General features: G+C 55.9%; 14 protein-coding genes. 9 read left to right on the top strand and 5 right to left on the bottom strand.

Annotated elements, in window-relative coordinates; translation table 11 throughout:
- Positions 1-274: 274 nt before the first annotated feature.
- Genes GXP52_08060 through GXP52_08070 form a run of 3 tightly spaced genes read right to left on the bottom strand, consistent with a single transcriptional unit; the run spans position 275 to position 2,710 of the window.
- Positions 275-1,084, bottom strand: a complete 810-nt coding sequence (locus GXP52_08060) for a metal ABC transporter permease (protein NOY87236.1) — start codon at positions 1,082-1,084, stop codon at positions 275-277.
- Positions 1,085-1,086: 2 nt separating this feature from the next.
- Entirely contained in the window at positions 1,087-1,848 is a 762-nt protein-coding gene (locus GXP52_08065) for a metal ABC transporter ATP-binding protein (GenBank protein NOY87237.1), read from the bottom strand.
- Complete coding sequence (locus GXP52_08070) at positions 1,835-2,710, bottom strand: zinc ABC transporter solute-binding protein (GenBank protein ID NOY87238.1); 876 nt, start codon at positions 2,708-2,710, stop codon at positions 1,835-1,837. Before GXP52_08070 ends, GXP52_08065 begins: the two co-directional genes overlap by 14 nt.
- 63 nt (positions 2,711-2,773) lie before the next feature.
- Between GXP52_08070 and polX the strand changes: the two genes are divergently transcribed.
- Together polX and nth are read left to right on the top strand one after the other, a co-directional pair.
- Positions 2,774-4,504, top strand: coding sequence for a DNA polymerase/3'-5' exonuclease PolX (gene polX / locus GXP52_08075; GenBank protein ID NOY87239.1), 1,731 nt, complete (start codon positions 2,774-2,776; stop codon positions 4,502-4,504).
- A 6-nt stretch (positions 4,505-4,510) separates the two neighbouring features.
- Positions 4,511-5,152 (top strand): endonuclease III, encoded by a 642-nt coding sequence (gene nth / locus GXP52_08080; protein NOY87240.1) that lies wholly within the window; start codon positions 4,511-4,513, stop codon positions 5,150-5,152.
- A gap of 1 nt (position 5,153) precedes the next feature.
- On the opposite strand, the gene GXP52_08085 is transcribed toward nth, so the two are convergent.
- Positions 5,154-7,634: a right-handed parallel beta-helix repeat-containing protein gene (locus GXP52_08085; GenBank protein ID NOY87241.1), complete on the bottom strand. Its 2,481-nt coding sequence runs from the start codon at positions 7,632-7,634 to the stop codon at positions 5,154-5,156.
- 146 nt (positions 7,635-7,780) lie between these two features.
- Positions 7,781-8,758 (bottom strand): hypothetical protein, encoded by a 978-nt coding sequence (locus GXP52_08090; protein NOY87242.1) that lies wholly within the window; start codon positions 8,756-8,758, stop codon positions 7,781-7,783.
- A gap of 403 nt (positions 8,759-9,161) precedes the next feature.
- Here GXP52_08090 and GXP52_08095 point away from each other — a divergent pair, with 403 nt between their 5' ends.
- The 7 genes from GXP52_08095 to murF all read left to right on the top strand — a co-directional run bounded on the left by GXP52_08095 (position 9,162) and on the right by murF (position 17,086).
- On the top strand, positions 9,162-9,728 hold the full coding sequence (locus tag GXP52_08095; protein ID NOY87243.1) for a TlpA family protein disulfide reductase: 567 nt from the start codon (positions 9,162-9,164) through the stop codon (positions 9,726-9,728).
- A 330-nt stretch (positions 9,729-10,058) separates the two neighbouring features.
- Positions 10,059-10,511 carry a division/cell wall cluster transcriptional repressor MraZ gene (gene mraZ / locus GXP52_08100; protein NOY87244.1) on the top strand — a complete coding sequence of 151 codons (453 nt, stop codon included), beginning with the start codon at positions 10,059-10,061 and terminating at the stop codon, positions 10,509-10,511.
- A 192-nt stretch (positions 10,512-10,703) separates the two neighbouring features.
- Positions 10,704-11,660, top strand: a complete 957-nt coding sequence (gene rsmH, locus GXP52_08105; protein ID NOY87245.1) for a 16S rRNA (cytosine(1402)-N(4))-methyltransferase RsmH — start codon at positions 10,704-10,706, stop codon at positions 11,658-11,660.
- Positions 11,657-12,019, top strand: coding sequence for a hypothetical protein (locus GXP52_08110; protein ID NOY87246.1), 363 nt, complete (start codon positions 11,657-11,659; stop codon positions 12,017-12,019). Before rsmH ends, GXP52_08110 begins: the two co-directional genes overlap by 4 nt.
- Positions 12,020-12,243: 224 nt before the next feature.
- Entirely contained in the window at positions 12,244-14,214 is a 1,971-nt protein-coding gene (locus GXP52_08115) for a transpeptidase family protein (GenBank protein ID NOY87247.1), read from the top strand.
- Positions 14,211-15,677: a UDP-N-acetylmuramoyl-L-alanyl-D-glutamate--2,6-diaminopimelate ligase gene (locus tag GXP52_08120; GenBank protein ID NOY87248.1), complete on the top strand. Its 1,467-nt coding sequence runs from the start codon at positions 14,211-14,213 to the stop codon at positions 15,675-15,677. The genes GXP52_08115 and GXP52_08120 overlap by 4 nt, the downstream gene beginning before the upstream one ends.
- On the top strand, positions 15,674-17,086 hold the full coding sequence (murF, locus tag GXP52_08125) for a UDP-N-acetylmuramoyl-tripeptide--D-alanyl-D-alanine ligase (protein ID NOY87249.1): 1,413 nt from the start codon (positions 15,674-15,676) through the stop codon (positions 17,084-17,086). Before GXP52_08120 ends, murF begins: the two co-directional genes overlap by 4 nt.
- Positions 17,087-17,100 lie beyond the last annotated feature (14 nt).

Below are 17,100 nucleotides of genomic sequence, written 5' to 3' on the forward strand. Positions count from 1 at the left end.
AACTCCTCACTTGAGTAAGGATTGCCGGCACCATAAGGGTTATTAAGGAAAAGCACGGTGTCAGAGCACCCGGAAGTATGGCACCCTCTTGAACCTTAAACGTGGAACGTTGAACCTAAATTCCCCTCTCTGGACTCTGGACCCTGGACTCCCTGTCCCGACCGCGCCACTTGAACCTTGAACCTGTTTCGTTACCCATGTCCTGACTGCACCCTGCACCACCTTAAACGTGGAACCTTGAACGTTGAACGTTGAACGTTGAACCTGAATTAAACTACCCCCTCAGCCGAAACGCCCTCCCGGCGGCCATGGAGATGAGGAAGAAAAGGGTAGCAAGTAGAACGATGGCCCCCGATGCCGGCAGGTCCAGGTAGTACGCTGTGAACAGGCCTCCCAGGACCGAGACGACCCCGGCGATGCCCGAAAAGATTATGGCCATGCGAAACCGGGATGCCAGTTGAAGGCCTGTGGCGGCCGGAATGACAATAAGGGCGGCGACCAGGAGGAGCCCCACCACCTTCATGGCGAGGACCACGGTGACCGCCGTCAGAACGGCCAGGAGACCGTCCAGACGGTCCACCTTGAGCCCGGACGCCCGGGCCAGCTCGTGGTCGAAGGCGCTGAAAACGAGCTCGTTGTAGTTCAGAATGATTGCCGTCAGAACGGCCGCCGCCAGGATCGCCGACACCATGACCTCCCACACCCCGATGGCGAGAATATTGCCGAAAAGGTAGCTGAAAAGCTCGACGCTGAATTTTCCGGACAGGCCGACGATGACAATACCCAGGCCCATTCCCACACTGGAGACGATACCGATGGCGGTATCCCCATAGACGCCCGCCCTGTCCCGGATCCGGAGGATGAAGATCGAGCTGAGAACCGCAACCACCAGCGCCGCGGCCAGGGGAGAGATGCCGAGGAAAAGCCCTATGGCAACCCCCCCGAAGGTAACATGGGCGAGTCCGTGACCGATCATGGCGTCCCGTCGAAGGATCAGGAAGACCCCCAGCATTGAACATGCGAGGCCGATAAGTACCCCGGAGAGAAGGGCGCGCTGCATGAAACCGAAGGTGAGAATCTCCATGCCTAATGCCTGTGGCAGATGAGATGAAAGTCGGGGCCGAAGAGGCTGGCGGCCTGGGTCGAGCTGCAGAATTCCTCGTGAGTGCCGTGAAAAACGAGCTGCTGATTCAGACAGGCAACCTGATGTACGTACCGGGTGATCACCCCGATATCGTGGGTTACCAGGATCAACGTAAGGCCATCATCCCGGTTCAGGTTTCCCAACATGTCGTAGAATCTGGTCTGGCTCGATGCGTCAACACCGGCAGTCGGTTCATCCAGGATGAGAATGGATGGGCCTGACACCAGCGCCCTGGCGATGAATACCCTCTGTTGCTGGCCTCCGGACAGTGCACCGATACGGCGTGATCCGTAGCCCTGCATGCCAACCAGATCCAGCGCCCTTTCCACGGCTTTCCTGTCGCCGGGTTTGAAGAAGCGGGGAAACCGCCTTCCGGGAATAAGTCCCATTGCCACGATCTCGCGGACCGAGGCGGGGAAGAGAGGATCCATGTCCGTGGCTTGCTGAGGTACGTATCCAATGCGATCCCATTCCTTAAAATCCTTGATCGCCTTCCCCATGATCCTGACAGTCCCCTCGTCGGGCCGGAGCAGCCCCAATATGGACTTTATGAGAGTCGTTTTACCGGAGCCGTTTGGTCCGATGAGTGCGAGAAAATCTCCACGATTCACCTTCAGGGAAACATGATCCAGTATAAGATCGGCGCCGAAACTTATGGAGACGTTTTCCAGCGATATGAGAGGGTTGTTGTCATTCACATTCAAGCCCCTGCCTGAGATTGGCGAGGTTGAGCTTCATGAGATCCAGGAACGTGACGCCCTCTTTCCACTGCAGCGCAGTGACGTTGCCGGCGGGATACAGGGGCATGGTCTCAGCTCCCGTTTCCCGGGCGATGACCTGGGCAAGCCTCGGGTTCACCAGATCCTCGAAATATATCACTTTCAGATGGTTCTTCCGAACGGTCTTGATAATCCGGACGACATGGCGGGGGCTTGGTTCAGCATTGGGGCTGATGCCGTATACCGGGATCTGCTCAAGCCCGTACCTGCGTGCGAGATATCCGAAGGCGGAATGTCCCCCGAAGACAAATATGCTCTTATTGCACCTCGAAAGGCCGGCCCTGAAAAGGTCGTCCAGTTTCCTCAGTTCTTCCCTGTATATGGCGGCGTTTTTCCGGTAAACCGCCCCGGACGCGGGATCCAGGCCGACGAGGGCGCCCTCGATGCGCCCTACCATTTTGCCGGACAAGGAGAGATCCAGCCATAAGTGCGGGCCCATGGAGGAGTTTTCCGACGGGGAAGTCAGGCCTCTGGACGCTTCCAGAATCCTGGGTCCGCTGCCGCGAAGCGACCTCAGGATACCCGACACCCATGGCTCCATTTCATGCCCCATGAAGACAAAAAGATTAGCCTCCCTGATCCGGTTGATGTCGCTGGGTTTCGGCTCCCATGTATGGGGTTCAGCTCCAGGGGGGACGAGGAGATAGACGTCTGCAGATTGGCCGGCCGTTGCCCGGGAAAATTCATACAAAGGGAAAACCGAGGTGACGACGGATAACCGTCCCGTCCCGGCGAAACACGTCTGTGGCCAGATGATAAAGGAAAGGATGATAAGCGCCGGGATCATGTGCTTCTTATGGTTTTCCATGGTTGGCGGTAATTTAGCAGAATTTTATGTTACATTCTACGCATGGACAAACGCGCTGTCTCAAATGCCCTGGATGAGGCCGCCACCCTCATGGAGCTTGGCGGCGACAACCCGTTCCGGGTGCGGGCCTATCGGAATGCCTCAAGGACCGTCCTGGGTCTTCCTGTTGACCTGGCCGAAGCGGTGGAGGACGGCTCCATTCTGAGCGTCAAGGGCATCGGCAAGAATATTGCGGAACACATCAGGGAACTCCTCGCATCCGACAGGCCTCCATTTCTCGTTGAGTTGCGATCACGCTTTCCCGCGGGCGTCCTGGAGATGCTCCGAATCCCCGGCCTTGGCCCCAGAAAGATCCGCATCCTCATGGATAAGCTGGGGGTCGGATCGGTAGGCGAACTGGAATACGCCTGCCGGGAAAACCGGCTCCTGGATCTACCCGGCTTCGGAAAGAAGACCCAGGAGAACATCCTCAAAGGGATCGCGGGATTGACGGCCTACGCCGGACGATACCTTGCCGTCAATGTCCAGCGGGAGGCCGACGTTATCGTTGGGGCCCTGCATTCGGCCAAGGGGGCGGTCAAGGTAAGCGTGGCCGGGAGCCTTCGCCGACGCAAGGAGGTGGTCAAGGACATGGACCTGCTGGCCTCCGGGGATGCCGAAGGGCTCATGGACGCCGTAGCCTCCCATCCACTTGTGGATGAGGTCACCGCCCGGGGGGACACCAAGCTTACGGCCCGTCTCGGCTCAGGGGTGAACCTTGACCTTCGGGTGGTTCCTGACCACTCCTTTCCATACGCCCTCCAGCACTTCACCGGCAGCAAGGAGCACAATATCGCTCTCAGGGGACGGGCTGTTTCCATGGGGCTCAAGTCCAGCGAGTACGGCCTGTTCAAGGGAGAAAGGAATATCCCGTGCGGGGATGAGGCCGGGATCTACGAAAGGCTTGGGCTCACCTATATCCCCCCGGAACTCAGGGAGGCCATGGGGGAGATCGAGGCGGCGGAAAAGGGCGAACTCCCCAGGCTGATTGAGCCCGAGGACATTCAGGGCGCCCTCCACGTCCACACTGTCGCTAGCGACGGTTCGGCAACCATGGAGGAAATGATCGACGCGGCAAGGAAACTCGGGCTTTCCTACCTGGGAATCACGGAACACTCACAATCGGCCCGGTACGCCAGGGGACTCGATCGGGACCGGGTTAGGGAGGAGTGGGATGGCATCGACAGGATCAACGCCGGGCTCGAGGGATTTACCGTCCTCAAGGGGATTGAATCAGATATTCTGCCGGATGGTTCCCTGGATTACCCCGATGACATCCTGGCTTCTTTCGACTTCGTCATGGGCTCCGTGCATTCCAGCTTCACTATGCCGGAGGACCGGATGACGGAGCGCATCTGCCGGGCACTGGAGAATCCGTATCTGGATATCCTGGGACACCCCACGGGCAGGCTTCTCCTCACCCGGGAGCCCTACCCGGTGGATATGGAAAGGGTTCTTGAGTGCGCGGCGGCAAACGGCAAGGCCATCGAACTCAATGCCCACCCCTACCGGCTCGACCTGGACTGGCGTCTCATGCCCCGGGCGAAGGCCCTGGGCATCAGGATCGCCATCTGTCCGGACGCCCATGGGACGGAGGATCTCCTTTACACCCTAACCGGGGTGGGCGCGGCCAGGAAGGGGTGGATGGAAAAGGAGGATGTCCTGAACTGCATGGGTGCGGAAGAGTTGAAATCCTGGTTTGCAAAGAGGAGAGAAAGGTTGATGACCTCGTAAAAAGCCATGAAAGAGACCTTCCAGGATAAGAAAAAACGTATATCAGGGATCGACAGGATTCTTTCCGGCCTGTACGCGGACGGTACGGCCCTTCACTACGAAAATACCCTCCAGCTATTGATTGCCACCATCCTTTCGGCCCAGTGCACCGACGAACGGGTCAACAGGGTTACACCGGGCCTGTTCGAGAAATACCCCGACGCGTCCGCCTTTGCCGGGGCGGACCTGACCGAGCTGGAGGAGGACATTCACTCCACGGGATTCTTCCGGCAGAAGGCGAAGTCCATAAAAGGGTGCTGTGAGATCCTTGTCAGGGACCATGGCGGGAAGGTGCCCTCATCGTTAGAGGAGATGGTCCGGCTTCCGGGGGTGGGGCGAAAGACCGCCAACCTGGTGTTGGGTATCGCCGAGGGGGTGCCGGGTGTCGTGGTGGACACCCACGTCAAGCGTGTTGCCTTCCGCATGGGTCTGACGGACAGCAGGGACCCGGAGAGGGTCGAGAGGGACCTGAACGCCCTGCTTCCCGAGGATCGGTGGCTCCCCTTTTCCAGCGAACTCATTTTCCTGGGAAGGGACAAGTGCGCGGCGAGGAAGACGAAGTGCGACGAATGTCCGGTGGAAAAACTCTGTTTAAAAATCGGGGTGTAGCCTATCGGGGTCCGCCCAGGGAAACCCCCTCCAAAGTGACTTTCCCAAGGTAATCCTCGTCCTTCCGGTCGAAGATGAGATCCCCCGGTTGTTTACCCTTCGGAATCTCCAAAACCCCGCCCGAAATCCTTATGTCATCTGACACGTGTTCCCCAAGCTTTATGTGGTAATCAGTGCTGTTCCGGAAGATGTTGTTTCGCAGGATGACTTCCTGGGGGTTTTTTGTGATGAAGACAGCTGTCCCATTGGAGTCGAAGGAGTTGTTCTCAACTACCCCTCCAAATTCGTGGAACCGGAGGCCCGCCTCATTGTGCCGGAAGATGTTGTCCGTGATGGAGACATGGGTTCTGGAGAATCGAATTCCCACCTCGTTGTCTTCCAGGATACATTGTTCAATAGCTACAGGACCGGCCTCTCGGGCGTGTATCCCTGTGGAAGCCCCGGAGATCACACAGTTTCTGAAATGCCCTCCCCCTCCGGCGGTGAGGTTGATTCCTCCCCATAACTGCTGCGATTCGGCGCCCACGAATTCCGGAGGGGCGGCGCGCGAAAAGGTAATGGGATCATCGGTCCCCCCGATGGCTTCTATTTTGCCCTGGACCAGGAGTTCCGAGGATGGAAAATTGGGATGATCCGAATAAAGATCGAAAAGGGAGTCCTCCGGGATGGGGGCGAAACGGACCTTGGCTCCGGGTTCAAGTTTGACGGTTCGTCCGGACGGTACGGCGACGTCCCCTGTTATGAGCATGTGGACCGGCTGGGTGCCGGCAGGCAGTGGTTGGCCCGGGAAAGCCAGAGTGAAGGATTTCGGATCATCCGTCAGGACCATCCCTATCCCCTCCTCGTCTTTCCCGTCGTAGATGATCCCGTCGGGGGGTGGACCGGGTTTTCCCCAATCGTTGTGGCGGGCGTCGACCTCCGTGGAACCATTGTTGTCAACGGCAAAACGGCCGTTTCCGGCGATGCGGCTCGAACCGATGCTTACTTCGGCATCCGTCACCGACAGTCCGGTAAGGCCATTGTCTGAAAGGTCCGAATCCAGGATATAAGCCTTCACATTCATGAGGGAAATTCCCTCGGTCAGGTTGTTGATCGTGGCAATGTCCCACATCCGGATCGTCTCACCCTCCCCCTTGAACCTGGGGCCCTGGCGGTTGCGGGTGAATACCGAGCTGGAAATGTCTGTATCCGACTCCCTGGCGAGGAAACTCTCCAGGGTGTTTTCCTCGACGAGAAGGTTCCGGGCCCTGACCCTGGCCCGCAGGAAGTTGATGCCGGAGGTGTTTTGCCGGACGACAAGGTTGGAGAGGTCAACGGTGGAGTCCCGAAAGCGCATGGCGCTCTGGTTGCCGGTGAATAATCCCCAGTTGATGGAGAGCCCCTCCGATTCCTGGAACTGGACCCCTCTGAGATTGTCCTCGAAGGCCACGTGTTCCAGACGCACCTTGGAAAAATGGGCGTGAAAGGACCTTTGCCCATGTCTGAAGAGAGCATAGCGGATCAGATTATCCGGGGCGTCGGAGGCGACGATGCTAAGGGCTCCCCAGGCTCCGGGGCCTGCCTTATCATCCTCGGCGTCGAACAGGACCCAGGCATCTTCCTCGCCGAGGACCCGGACGCGACCCTGCGCGATGATCCAGCTTTCCCCGATGCCGTCTCCGTTCGTGTCCAGGAAGCGAAAGAGGACCCTGGTTCCCGCCTTGATCGTCAGCGTCACGTCCGGCATCACGGCTACCTGACCGTCTATGACAACGGTCCCGGACCACACTGTGTCCTCGGTGAGGGCCTCCTGCCCCAGGTATTCCCTCCTCCCGGGCGGTGCGGGAATGATCACCGGATCCATGGCCCTGTGGAGGATCTTACCCTCCGGTGCGGTCAGGGCGAGGGCGTCCTCATCATTGCCGCTGAACCGGTCCTTCGAATCCCTCATGGGGGTTTCCATGAACCATGCCGCGGTTCCGGTCCCGTTGGAATCGAATGTGTTGGAACCCTCGGTGACACCTGCGCCAGGGGTTACGGCAATACCGATCTCGTTGTGAGAGAAGCTGGAATCGCGGATCTCGGCCTTGCCCTTGATGGCGAGGAGCCCGTACTTTGCTCCGGAGATCTTCACCCCGTGAAGATTGACGCGGGAGGATGACGCCGGCATGATGATGCCCGCCCACGATCCGCGAAATGTTTTTCCCTCCGGCTGAAAGACAACCGGGCCTTCCGGCACGGAGAGTGTTCCCCTCACGGAGATCTCGGTAAGGGTGGTAATAAACCTCGCATCGGTTCTTGTCCCCTCCCTGGGGATGATCGTGACGGTTGTGCCCGGCAGGAAGGTCAGCGTGACTCCCTCGGGGATCAACAGGTCCTCGGAAATAGCCACCTCACCTGAGACTTCGCGGCTTTTGGGAACTATCTCGGTCAAAATGGTAGGGTCCGCCGATGCAAAAACCGGGGCCAGGATCAGAAAAAACACTGCGATTCGTACAGGCATAGTCATAGGAACCTCAGAACATGTATTGATGACTTCGTGAGAAGTCATCAATGCGCCCATTAGGGGCGCGCAAATCGAAGATTTGTGAGGAAAGTGAAAATGACATTTTTCGCTTTCCGTTGAGTAAAAAGCCATTGAAGGACTTTTTACGGCACTATCAGGTATTGATAGGCATAAGCCAGCCCTATGGTACCCGTAATACAGATGCCCATATAGAGGAAAAACACCCTGCGGCGAAAGAAGGCGAGGAAAACCCCCATGACCGGAATAGCCGTAACCGGGGCCCCCACCAGAAACGCAAGGCCCGGTCCGTGGGCCAGGGGAAGATCGACGAAACCGTATAAAATAGCCGAGGCCATGATCTGATTGATGTGCAGCGGAACAACCGCCAGGGTAAGAATCGGTATGCTGAAAGGGACGGTGTTGGTCAGTAGGGGAGAGATCCATTCGGTGGGTATGTAGCGGGCGGCGATAACCTCGATCGCTACGCCCAGAACAGTAAATTTCCCAATCTTCAATGTGCCGTCAACAAATTTCCCCAGAAAAACGAGGAATTTGTTCTTCGTCCTCGTCTCGATATATTTTTTACTGAACTGATTCCGGCAGTCACATTGAAGATCATCGCAGGGATAGTCCGGATCGTGAAAATCTCCCTTGGGAACACCTCTGGCAAAGAGGTCCTTGTTGTCGAACCCTCCCCGTTTCTGGAAAAAGAGGGTAACGTATCCGGCAAACAGCCCCATAACCATGGCGGACAGAAGCTTTGCCAGTGCCCACTGACCTCCCAGTTCCCAGGCGGTAAGAGCGTAACCTGCGGGGCTCATGAGGGGACTGGCTACCAGAAGCGCTATGGCCGGAGCCAGCGGTACTCCGGCCATGAGCATTGAAATGGTCAACGGCAGGATTCCACAGGCGCAAAGCGGGCTGAAAAGCCCAATTCCCGTTGCGATAAATATTGAGCCATGACCGAACCGTTCAAGAAATTTACGCAGCTTGATATGCCACCCGAAAGTTCGTACGAGAGCTTCCAGGGCCACGCCGAAAATGAAATACCACCATATATACCGAAATTCAGCGATGAAGTCGGAGCCGAGCCCGACCAGCTCCGATGAAATTGGACTCAAACAGATCTCCTTCCTGAAAGAAAAAGTCTCTTCGCCTGGTTCAACCCCCACCCCGGGATGCTGACGAAAAACTGTCTGGCGTTCGGTCGAAAATGACCGGAAACGGCGCAAAAAGGCCGTGTGGAGCTGAAAATCCACTAAGCTACTGCCTTGATGCTACATGCGTGCCATATCAGTCCGAATTTTTCTCGATGTGACGCAAAATGTCATAAAATAATTGCAGCACATCCTGTCCGCCAACCCCCTGTTAATAAAATTCCTCAATAAATCAACGTATTACGAACCGGTTAAATCGAAATGAGTTGGCACTGTAGTTGCAAATACGTAATCATTCATGTTTTTTGTCCCATGTCGACAGGTCAGACATACGCCGCCGATGGATAGCAGAATGGGGAAGTTATAGATGAAAGCAAGGGTAATAAAGAAGACGGCAAGGGGAAAGATTTTTATGATCTTCGGCACAGTGCTTGTGGCGGCCACCCTTGCGGCGGCGGTGAATGCATGGCCTGCTGATTTAGCCGTAGGTAACAATGCTCCGGATTTTTCAGCTTTTACGGTTGCCGGGGAGAAGTTGTCCCTTCACCAGTTGAAGGGCAAGACCGTGTTCCTGGCGTTCTGGTCCAGCTGGTGTTCAACCAGCCGGGAGGAACTTGCCTGGCTGAAGAAGATAAGCGATCTTTACCCTTCGATTGTGTTCCTGGTGGTAAATTCTGAAACAGAAACCACCGGAATCAAGTCCCTGGCGTTTATGAGGCAGATTGTCGAGGAATGGGACCTCCCGGTGGCTATAGTGGTCGATAGAGGGAAAAAGATCTGGAACGAGTATCAGATTCACGATCTGCCGACGAGCATTATTATCAGCAACAACGGTAATATCGAGTTTCTGGAGACAAACTTTTTCTGGGCTTCGGCAGATAAATTCAGAGGAATACTGAACAATATGGAAGGGGTTTCACTCAACACCCCTTAAGAACTTCTCCACCCCCCCCCAACCGGCCNNCTGGAGCTGGAATATCCAGCTCCAGGCCACTCCTTGTCCAGAGTTCAAAGTCCAATAAGCAGGATCCAGGGGCTGGTGTCCAGGTTATTTCGACGACGTCACTGCGCCCCCACTCCCCTACGCCATGCGCCCTCCATCTCAAGATGTTGCGTAACCGCCATCATATTTCCCATATGTAGTGTTTTTTTGCCTCTGGTGTTCGCCCATAACCCGTAGAAAAGTCACAACATTTTCTTGACAAGAAAATAGCTCGCCCGTATAGTGTGGGGCAATGTGGGATAAAGTGGGGAGAGGTGAAACGTGAACCCAATTCTATTTCGTGGCCGTTTTGAACATACCATTGACGATAAAGGTCGTATGGCCATTCCCGCCAAGTTCAGGGACGCCATCGCAGAAAACCACAACGGCCGGCTCATCATTACTAATTTACCACATTGTCTGGTCATTTACACGCCCGACAAATGGGAAATTCTGGAATCAAAAGCGAGCCGGCTGTCAACGCTTAAAGCCAATGTCCAGGGATTTCTCCGTTACTTCTACTCCGGCGCTACCGAGTGCGAAATGGATAAGCAGGGAAGGATCCTCGTGCCTCCCACCCTTCGAAAGGCCGCCGGGCTGGGTAAGCAGGTCGTCCTGGCCGGAATGCTCCATAAGATCGAGATCTGGAGTCTGGAGCGATGGGATGAGGAGATCCAGCGGGCGGTGGATAATTTCGATCAAATAGCTGAAGAACTGGCCGATTTCGGCCTGTAGTCTCTTAAGCATTCCGTTGATGACTTCGCAAAGAGTCATCAACGCGCCCGTTAGAGGGTGCCCAAATCGATGACTTGCAGCGCAGGTCGTTGATTTGTGAGGAAAGTGAAAATGACATTTTTCGCTTTCCGTTGAGCAAAAAACCGTGAATGGACTTTTTGCGACCATAGCAATAGGTGCCAACGGGAAATGATGGCAGGTTACAAGGCCGGGCAAGGCCACATACCGGTCCTACTGGAGGAACTCCTCAGGGAGCTTCGAATCCGGGAGGGAGCCGTGTATCTGGATGGGACGGTTGGCGAAGGAGGGCACTCTGCAGCCATCCTGACCCGATTCGCGGGTACACGGATTATCGGCCTCGACAGGGATTCTGAAATCCTTGAGTTGGCCGGGAAAAGGCTAAGGGAATTTGAAGGAAGGGTACATCTTCGCCGGGCTGACTTCAGAAACGCAGGGGTCGAACTGGAAAAGGCCGGGGTAGGAATGGTGGACGGTATCATCCTGGATCTGGGGGTATCGAGCCGGCAGCTCGAAAGCGGCAGGAGGGGTTTTTCCTTCCAGCACGACGGTCCCCTGGATATGCGCATGGATCTCTCCGGATCCCTGACGGCTGAGGATGTAGTCAACGAATACTCTCCAGCGGATCTAAAAAAAATTCTGTCGCGCTATGGGGAGGAAAGACAGGCGGCCGAAATAACGAAGGCAATAGTAAGAAGCCGTCAAAAGAAACGGATCCGCGGCACCAGGGAATTGGCTGAAATCATCGAGACCGCCATGAGAGGAGGAAACCGATTCCGGATTCACCCCGCGACACGATCCTTCCAGGCCCTGCGGATAGAGGTTAACGACGAATTGAGAGCCCTGGAAGATGCCATCCCCGACTGCGTTGAGCACCTGGTTTCAGGCGGACGCATGGCAGTCATATCTTTCCATTCACTGGAGGACAGGATTGTAAAAAGAACGTTCAGGGATCTGGAAAACCCTTGCCGGTGTCCCGCGAAATTCCCCATGTGCGTGTGCGGCGAAAAACCGAAAGGGAAGGTCGTGACCAGGCGCCCCCTCGTGCCCGGTGAGGATGAGATCCTCGCCAACCCCAGGAGCAGGAGTGCCAAAATGCGTGTTTTTGAAAGGTTGATGACCTCTCAATGAATACCGCTGCAGGCGTGAGAACAGAGCGTGGGCAGCGGATTGCGGCGCCAGGGCTCAAGGAATTGACAATTGTCCTGTTGATCGCCGTTCTGATCGGCGCCGGTATTTTTGTAACGACATGGCGCGGGCTTGTCGTTATCGACCTGGGATATCAGATCCGGGGGCTTGAGAAGGATGAGGCCAGGGAAGCCCGCCTCAACCGGGAGCTTGAAATCGAGAGAGCCATGCTTAACAGGCCCGAGAGGATTGAACGTATTGCCCGGGAACGTATGGGAATGACGGAACCCGTCCCCGGGCAGATAGTGATGACTTCGCAAAAAGTCATCACTGCGCCCACTGAAGGGCGCCCAAATCGTTGATTTGTGAGGGAAGTGAAAATGACATTTTTCGCTTCCCGTGGAGTAAAAAGCCATTGGAGGACTTTTTACGACCCTATCGAAAGTGATGACTTCGCAAAAAGTCATCACTGCGCCCGCTGAAGGGCGCCCAAATCGTTGATTTGTGAGGGAAGTGAAAATGACATTTTTCGCTTTCCGTGGAGTAAAAAAGCCATGAATGGATTTTTTACGACATTGATAGTCCCATGAGAAAACGAGTTGAACGGGACAGTTCCTGGATAAACAAGGTGCATGGCCGCATCCGGCTCCTGGGCATCCTGATACCGCTGCTTCTCCTGATCCCCATGCTCAAGGCCTTCTATCTTCAGATCCTTCACGGGGAAGCCCTTCGCGAACGCGCCATCCGTCAGAACAGGATGACGGTCAGCATAAACCCGCGCCGCGGGCCCATCCTCGACCGAAATGCCCAGCGCCTGGCAGTCAGTGTGCCGGTGTCATCCGTATACGCCTTCCGTGAAAATATCCCCGACAAGGGACAAGAAGCCCTACTTCTCGGGGAGGCATTGGATGTGGACGGCGGCAAGATTCTGGCCAGAATGAAAACCGGGTCCGGATTCGTGTGGCTGGTGCGGAAAATCTCCCCGGAGAAAGCCGATAAAGTACGGAAACTGGCCCTGCCGGGGATAGGGATTCAGGAGGAATCACGGCGGTACTACCCGAGTCTTGATCTCGCAGGATCTATCCTGGGGTTTGTAGGCACAGACCGTGGATTGGAGGGGTTGGAAGCCTCCCTGGATGATGAGCTTAAAGGAGCCGGGGGGATCAGGGTTCTCAAGAGGGATGCCAGGGGACGGATATATTCACCTGACGATTCCTGGAGCCTGGAACCCACGATGGGGTCAACCGTTCAGCTCACGCTGGATCGGACCATACAGTACTTCACGGAGGAAGCCCTCGACTTGGGAGCCGAAAGAACGTTCGCCAAAGGGGCCGCGGCCATCGTCCTCGAATCAGCGACCGGAAAAATCCTGGCTATGGCAAGCTACCCTGGTTTCAACCCCAATGAGTTTCAGAGGTTTTCCTCAAACAATTACCGAAATCGTGCCATTAATTTTGCATACGAACCCGGTTCCACTTTCAAGATCATTACCGTTTCCGCCGCGCTGGAAGAAAAGGTATTTGATGAGATGGATATTCTTTTCTGTGGAAATGGGAGATTCAAGGTCGGGGATGTTTTTATCAAGGACCACGTTCCCCACGGCTGGCTGACCCTGAGGGGGATCATTCAAAAATCCAGCAATATCGGGGCAAGCAAAATCGGCCTTGAACTTGGTAGGAACCGCCTGGCCGATTATGCCGCCCTCTTCGGTTTCAAAAAGCGTGTCGGGCTTCTGCTGCCTGGGGAAAGAAGGGGCGTGTTGAGAAATGCCGCTACCTGGACGCAGGTCGACACCGCAAACGCGTCCTTTGGTCAAGGAGTCGCCGTAACCCCGCTGCAGATGGTAAACGCCATAAACGTTATTGCGACCGGGGGCCTACTCCTCCGTCCGTTTCTGGTTGAAAATATTACCAATTCTTCGGGAAATTCTGTCCTGAAGAACCGGCCCGAAGTAATCCGCCAGGTAATTAGTAAGGCTACCGCAAAGAAGGTAACCAGGATGATGGAATCAGTGGTCATGCCCGGTGGGTCGGGTGTCCGCGCCGCCATACCCGGCTACAAGGTTGCGGGAAAAACGGGCACGGCGCAGAAATTTTCATCCAAAGAAGGCCGATATTCCACTAGTGCCTTCGTGGCTTCGTTCGTGGGCTTTGCTCCTGCGGAAAAACCCATCATAACCGTGATTGTTGTGATCGATGAACCTCAAAACCATATGTACGGCGGTGTTGTCGCTGCACCCATCTGGGCCAGAATAGTTGAAAAAACATTGGAGTATCTTAATGTTGAACCCTCCGTCCCCAAAAAAGACCGAAAATATTCCCCCCTCCCCGAAGGAACGAAAATTGCCCGGGCGGACCAGGAAGTAGACTCTTCCGGTTCCCCTGCCATGCCGGATCTCCATGGCCTGACGCTAAGAGAGGCCCTTCAGATACTTTCCAGCCTCGACTCCGGCATCGATGTTTCAGGTACTGGGGTCGTGGTTCGCCAGGACCCCGCACCCGGGAAAAATATCGGACAGAAAATCAGGCTTTCCCTCATGCCGAGGATCAAAACGTGAAACTTTGCGATGTCATGAGAGATGTGCCGGGAATCAGAACCGTAGGCACCAAAGAGGTCGATGTGACAGGGATCTGTTACGATTCGAGGCGTGTCCGCCCGGGGGATCTTTTCGCCGCGGTTGCCGGGGAGAAATTCGATGGAGCCTCATTCATCGGGGATGCCATGAAGAAAGGAGCGGCAGCATTTCTTGCCGGCCGTAACGTACCGCCGGTCCAGGGGACGACGTTCGTTCTCGCGGATGATGTAAGATCCGCCATGGCCCTGGCCTCAAGAAACCTCTACCACGATCCGTCGGCTGACCTGAAGCTGATAGGAATAACAGGCACCAACGGGAAAACCACAACCGCCTACATAATCCATGGAATTCTGAACTCGGCCAATCTCAGACCGGGACTCATCGGCACGGTGCAATATCTTATCGGCAGTGAGGTGTTGAGCGCGCCAAGAACAACCCCGGAATCCCCGGATCTCAACGCATACCTGGCAAGCATGGTCTCATCCGGGTGTAAGACGTGCATCCTGGAGGTCTCCTCCCACGCGATGGTCCTTCACCGTGTGGATGGAATGCGCATGGAGGTGGCGGTCTTCACCAACCTGACGCATGATCACCTCGATTTTCATTCCGACATGGACGATTACTTTCAGGCGAAGGCCCGGCTGTTTACCGATTCTAACGTTGCAAACCGCGTGGTGAACATCGATGATCGGTATGGGACCCGGTTGTGGAAAGAGGTGGGCGGTCCAATCCTCACTGTGGGGATGAAAGAGGGGGATATACGGGTCAGGGGGGAAATAAACGGAGGGGAGATGGGCAGCCGGTTTGTCCTGGAAACTCCCTGGGGCGAGATTCCCGTGAACACCACACTGCCGGGGCATTTTAACGTCTATAATATTATGACCGCGGTGGCTGTCTGCGGTCTTCTGGGTATGGACGTCGGGAAAATTTCAGGAGGTATCCAGAACGTTACAAAAATCCCGGGCCGTTTTGAAAGGGTCGATAAAGGACAACCATATACGGCCATAGTGGATTACGCCCACACTCCGGATGCCCTGAAAAATCTTCTTGAAAACGTCCGAATGATCACAAGGGGCAGGACAATAGTCGTTTTCGGCTGCGGAGGGGACAGGGACAGGTCCAAACGGCCCATCATGGGAGCCATCGCCGGGAAGCTTTCCGACCAGGCTATCGTTACCTCCGACAACCCCCGCAGTGAAGACCCGGATTCCATCATCGACGACATCGTGGCGGGGATGACCAATTGTGGAGCAAAGGCCCGCCGTGTGGTCGATCGCCGTGAGGCAATCGATCTGGCATCCCGCATGGCCAGACCGGGTGACGCCCTGGTAGTGGCCGGTAAGGGGCACGAAAATTATCAGATCATAGGTGACCGGATTCTGCCGTTCTCGGATGTGGATGAAGTTGGAGCCGCCATTGCCCGTTTCATGGAGGTGGCGAGGTGATCCGGTTCAACCTGAAGGACATTCTGAAGGGTACGGCCGGGACTCTCATCACCGGAACACCCGGACCCCGGCTTTTCACGGGCATATCCATCGACAGCCGAACCGTAACCTCCGGCCAGGTGTTTTTCGCCATCAGGGGTGAAACTCATGACGGCCACGATTTCCTTCAGGAGGCATGGAAGGGGGGAGCGGCGCTCGCGGTGGTGGACAAGGACCTTCCACCCGTGGCGGCGAAAATACCACCCATCCCGCTCATCGTTGTGGAGAATACGGTCCGGGCACTGCAAACCCTGGCTTCGTTCTGGAGGGAGCGCCATCCCGTCCCCACCCTGGCGGTGGTGGGGAGTGTTGGAAAGACAACCATCAAGGAAATGACGGCCGGCATCCTTTCCACCAAGGGACCATGCCTGAGAAACGCCGGCAATTTCAATAACCATATCGGGCTTCCCTTTTCCCTTCTGGAGCTTGCCGATTATCACCGGTACGCGGTCCTCGAACTGGGTTCCAATGCCCCCGGGGAGATCGCTATGCTGACATCCATTCTTCAGCCTCAGGCCGCAGTCATTACCAGGCTGGGCTGGGCCCACCTGGAAGGGTTTGGCGATCTTGAGTCTCTCGTGAACGAAAAGGCGGCAGTTCTGGAAGCATTGCCTCCAACCGGATGGTGTGCCCTGAACGGGGAAAGCCAATGGTATGAGGTGCTGCGTGATCGGGCAAACTGCAGGGTCCTGACCTATGGGTTGAATACCGGCGAGGTGACGGCATCGGAGATTTCACCGGGCACGGAGACCAGTTTTGTAATGAAAACCCCTATGGGCAGGGAACGTGTACACATTAAAGGGTTCGGTATGCATTTTGTGGAGAATGCCCTGGCTGCGGCGGCTGTCACCCTGCCCCTGGGTATTTCCCTTGAACATATGATAAGCGGTCTCGCTTCATGGTATCCCCGGGACGGAAGGGGAGAAATTCTCAATCCCCGTCCAGGGGTCAATTTTATAGACGACACGTACAATGCCAATCCACTGTCCGTCGGGACAGCACTTATTAATCTCGCGGCATTGAAAAGCGAGGGGGTCACCGTCGCTGTTCTCGGTGAGATGAAGGAATTGGGAGATTACTTCGAACAGGGACATATCCTCGTGGGTCGGCGCGTGGGGGAGCTTGGCATCGATTTCCTGGTGGCGGTGGGCCCTGTGGCTGAATTGATAGGTAAAGGCGCGGCGGAAGCGGGGATGTCGAGGGAAAAGATTTTTTCCTGTGCAGAGGACGAAGCCGCAGTTGATGTGCTCGCCGGGCTCCTGGCGCCGGGGGTGTGGGTGCTCTTCAAGGCGTCCAGGGCGGCCAGGATTGAAAGGATCATGAAAAAGTTCCTGGACCCGGTCGAATCTCCTGACGGGGGAGGTGACTGAGTTGCTCTTCAAAC

The sequence above is a fragment of the Deltaproteobacteria bacterium genome (assembly GCA_013151915.1).
Lineage (GTDB): Bacteria > BMS3Abin14 > BMS3Abin14 > BMS3Abin14 > BMS3Abin14 > BMS3ABIN14.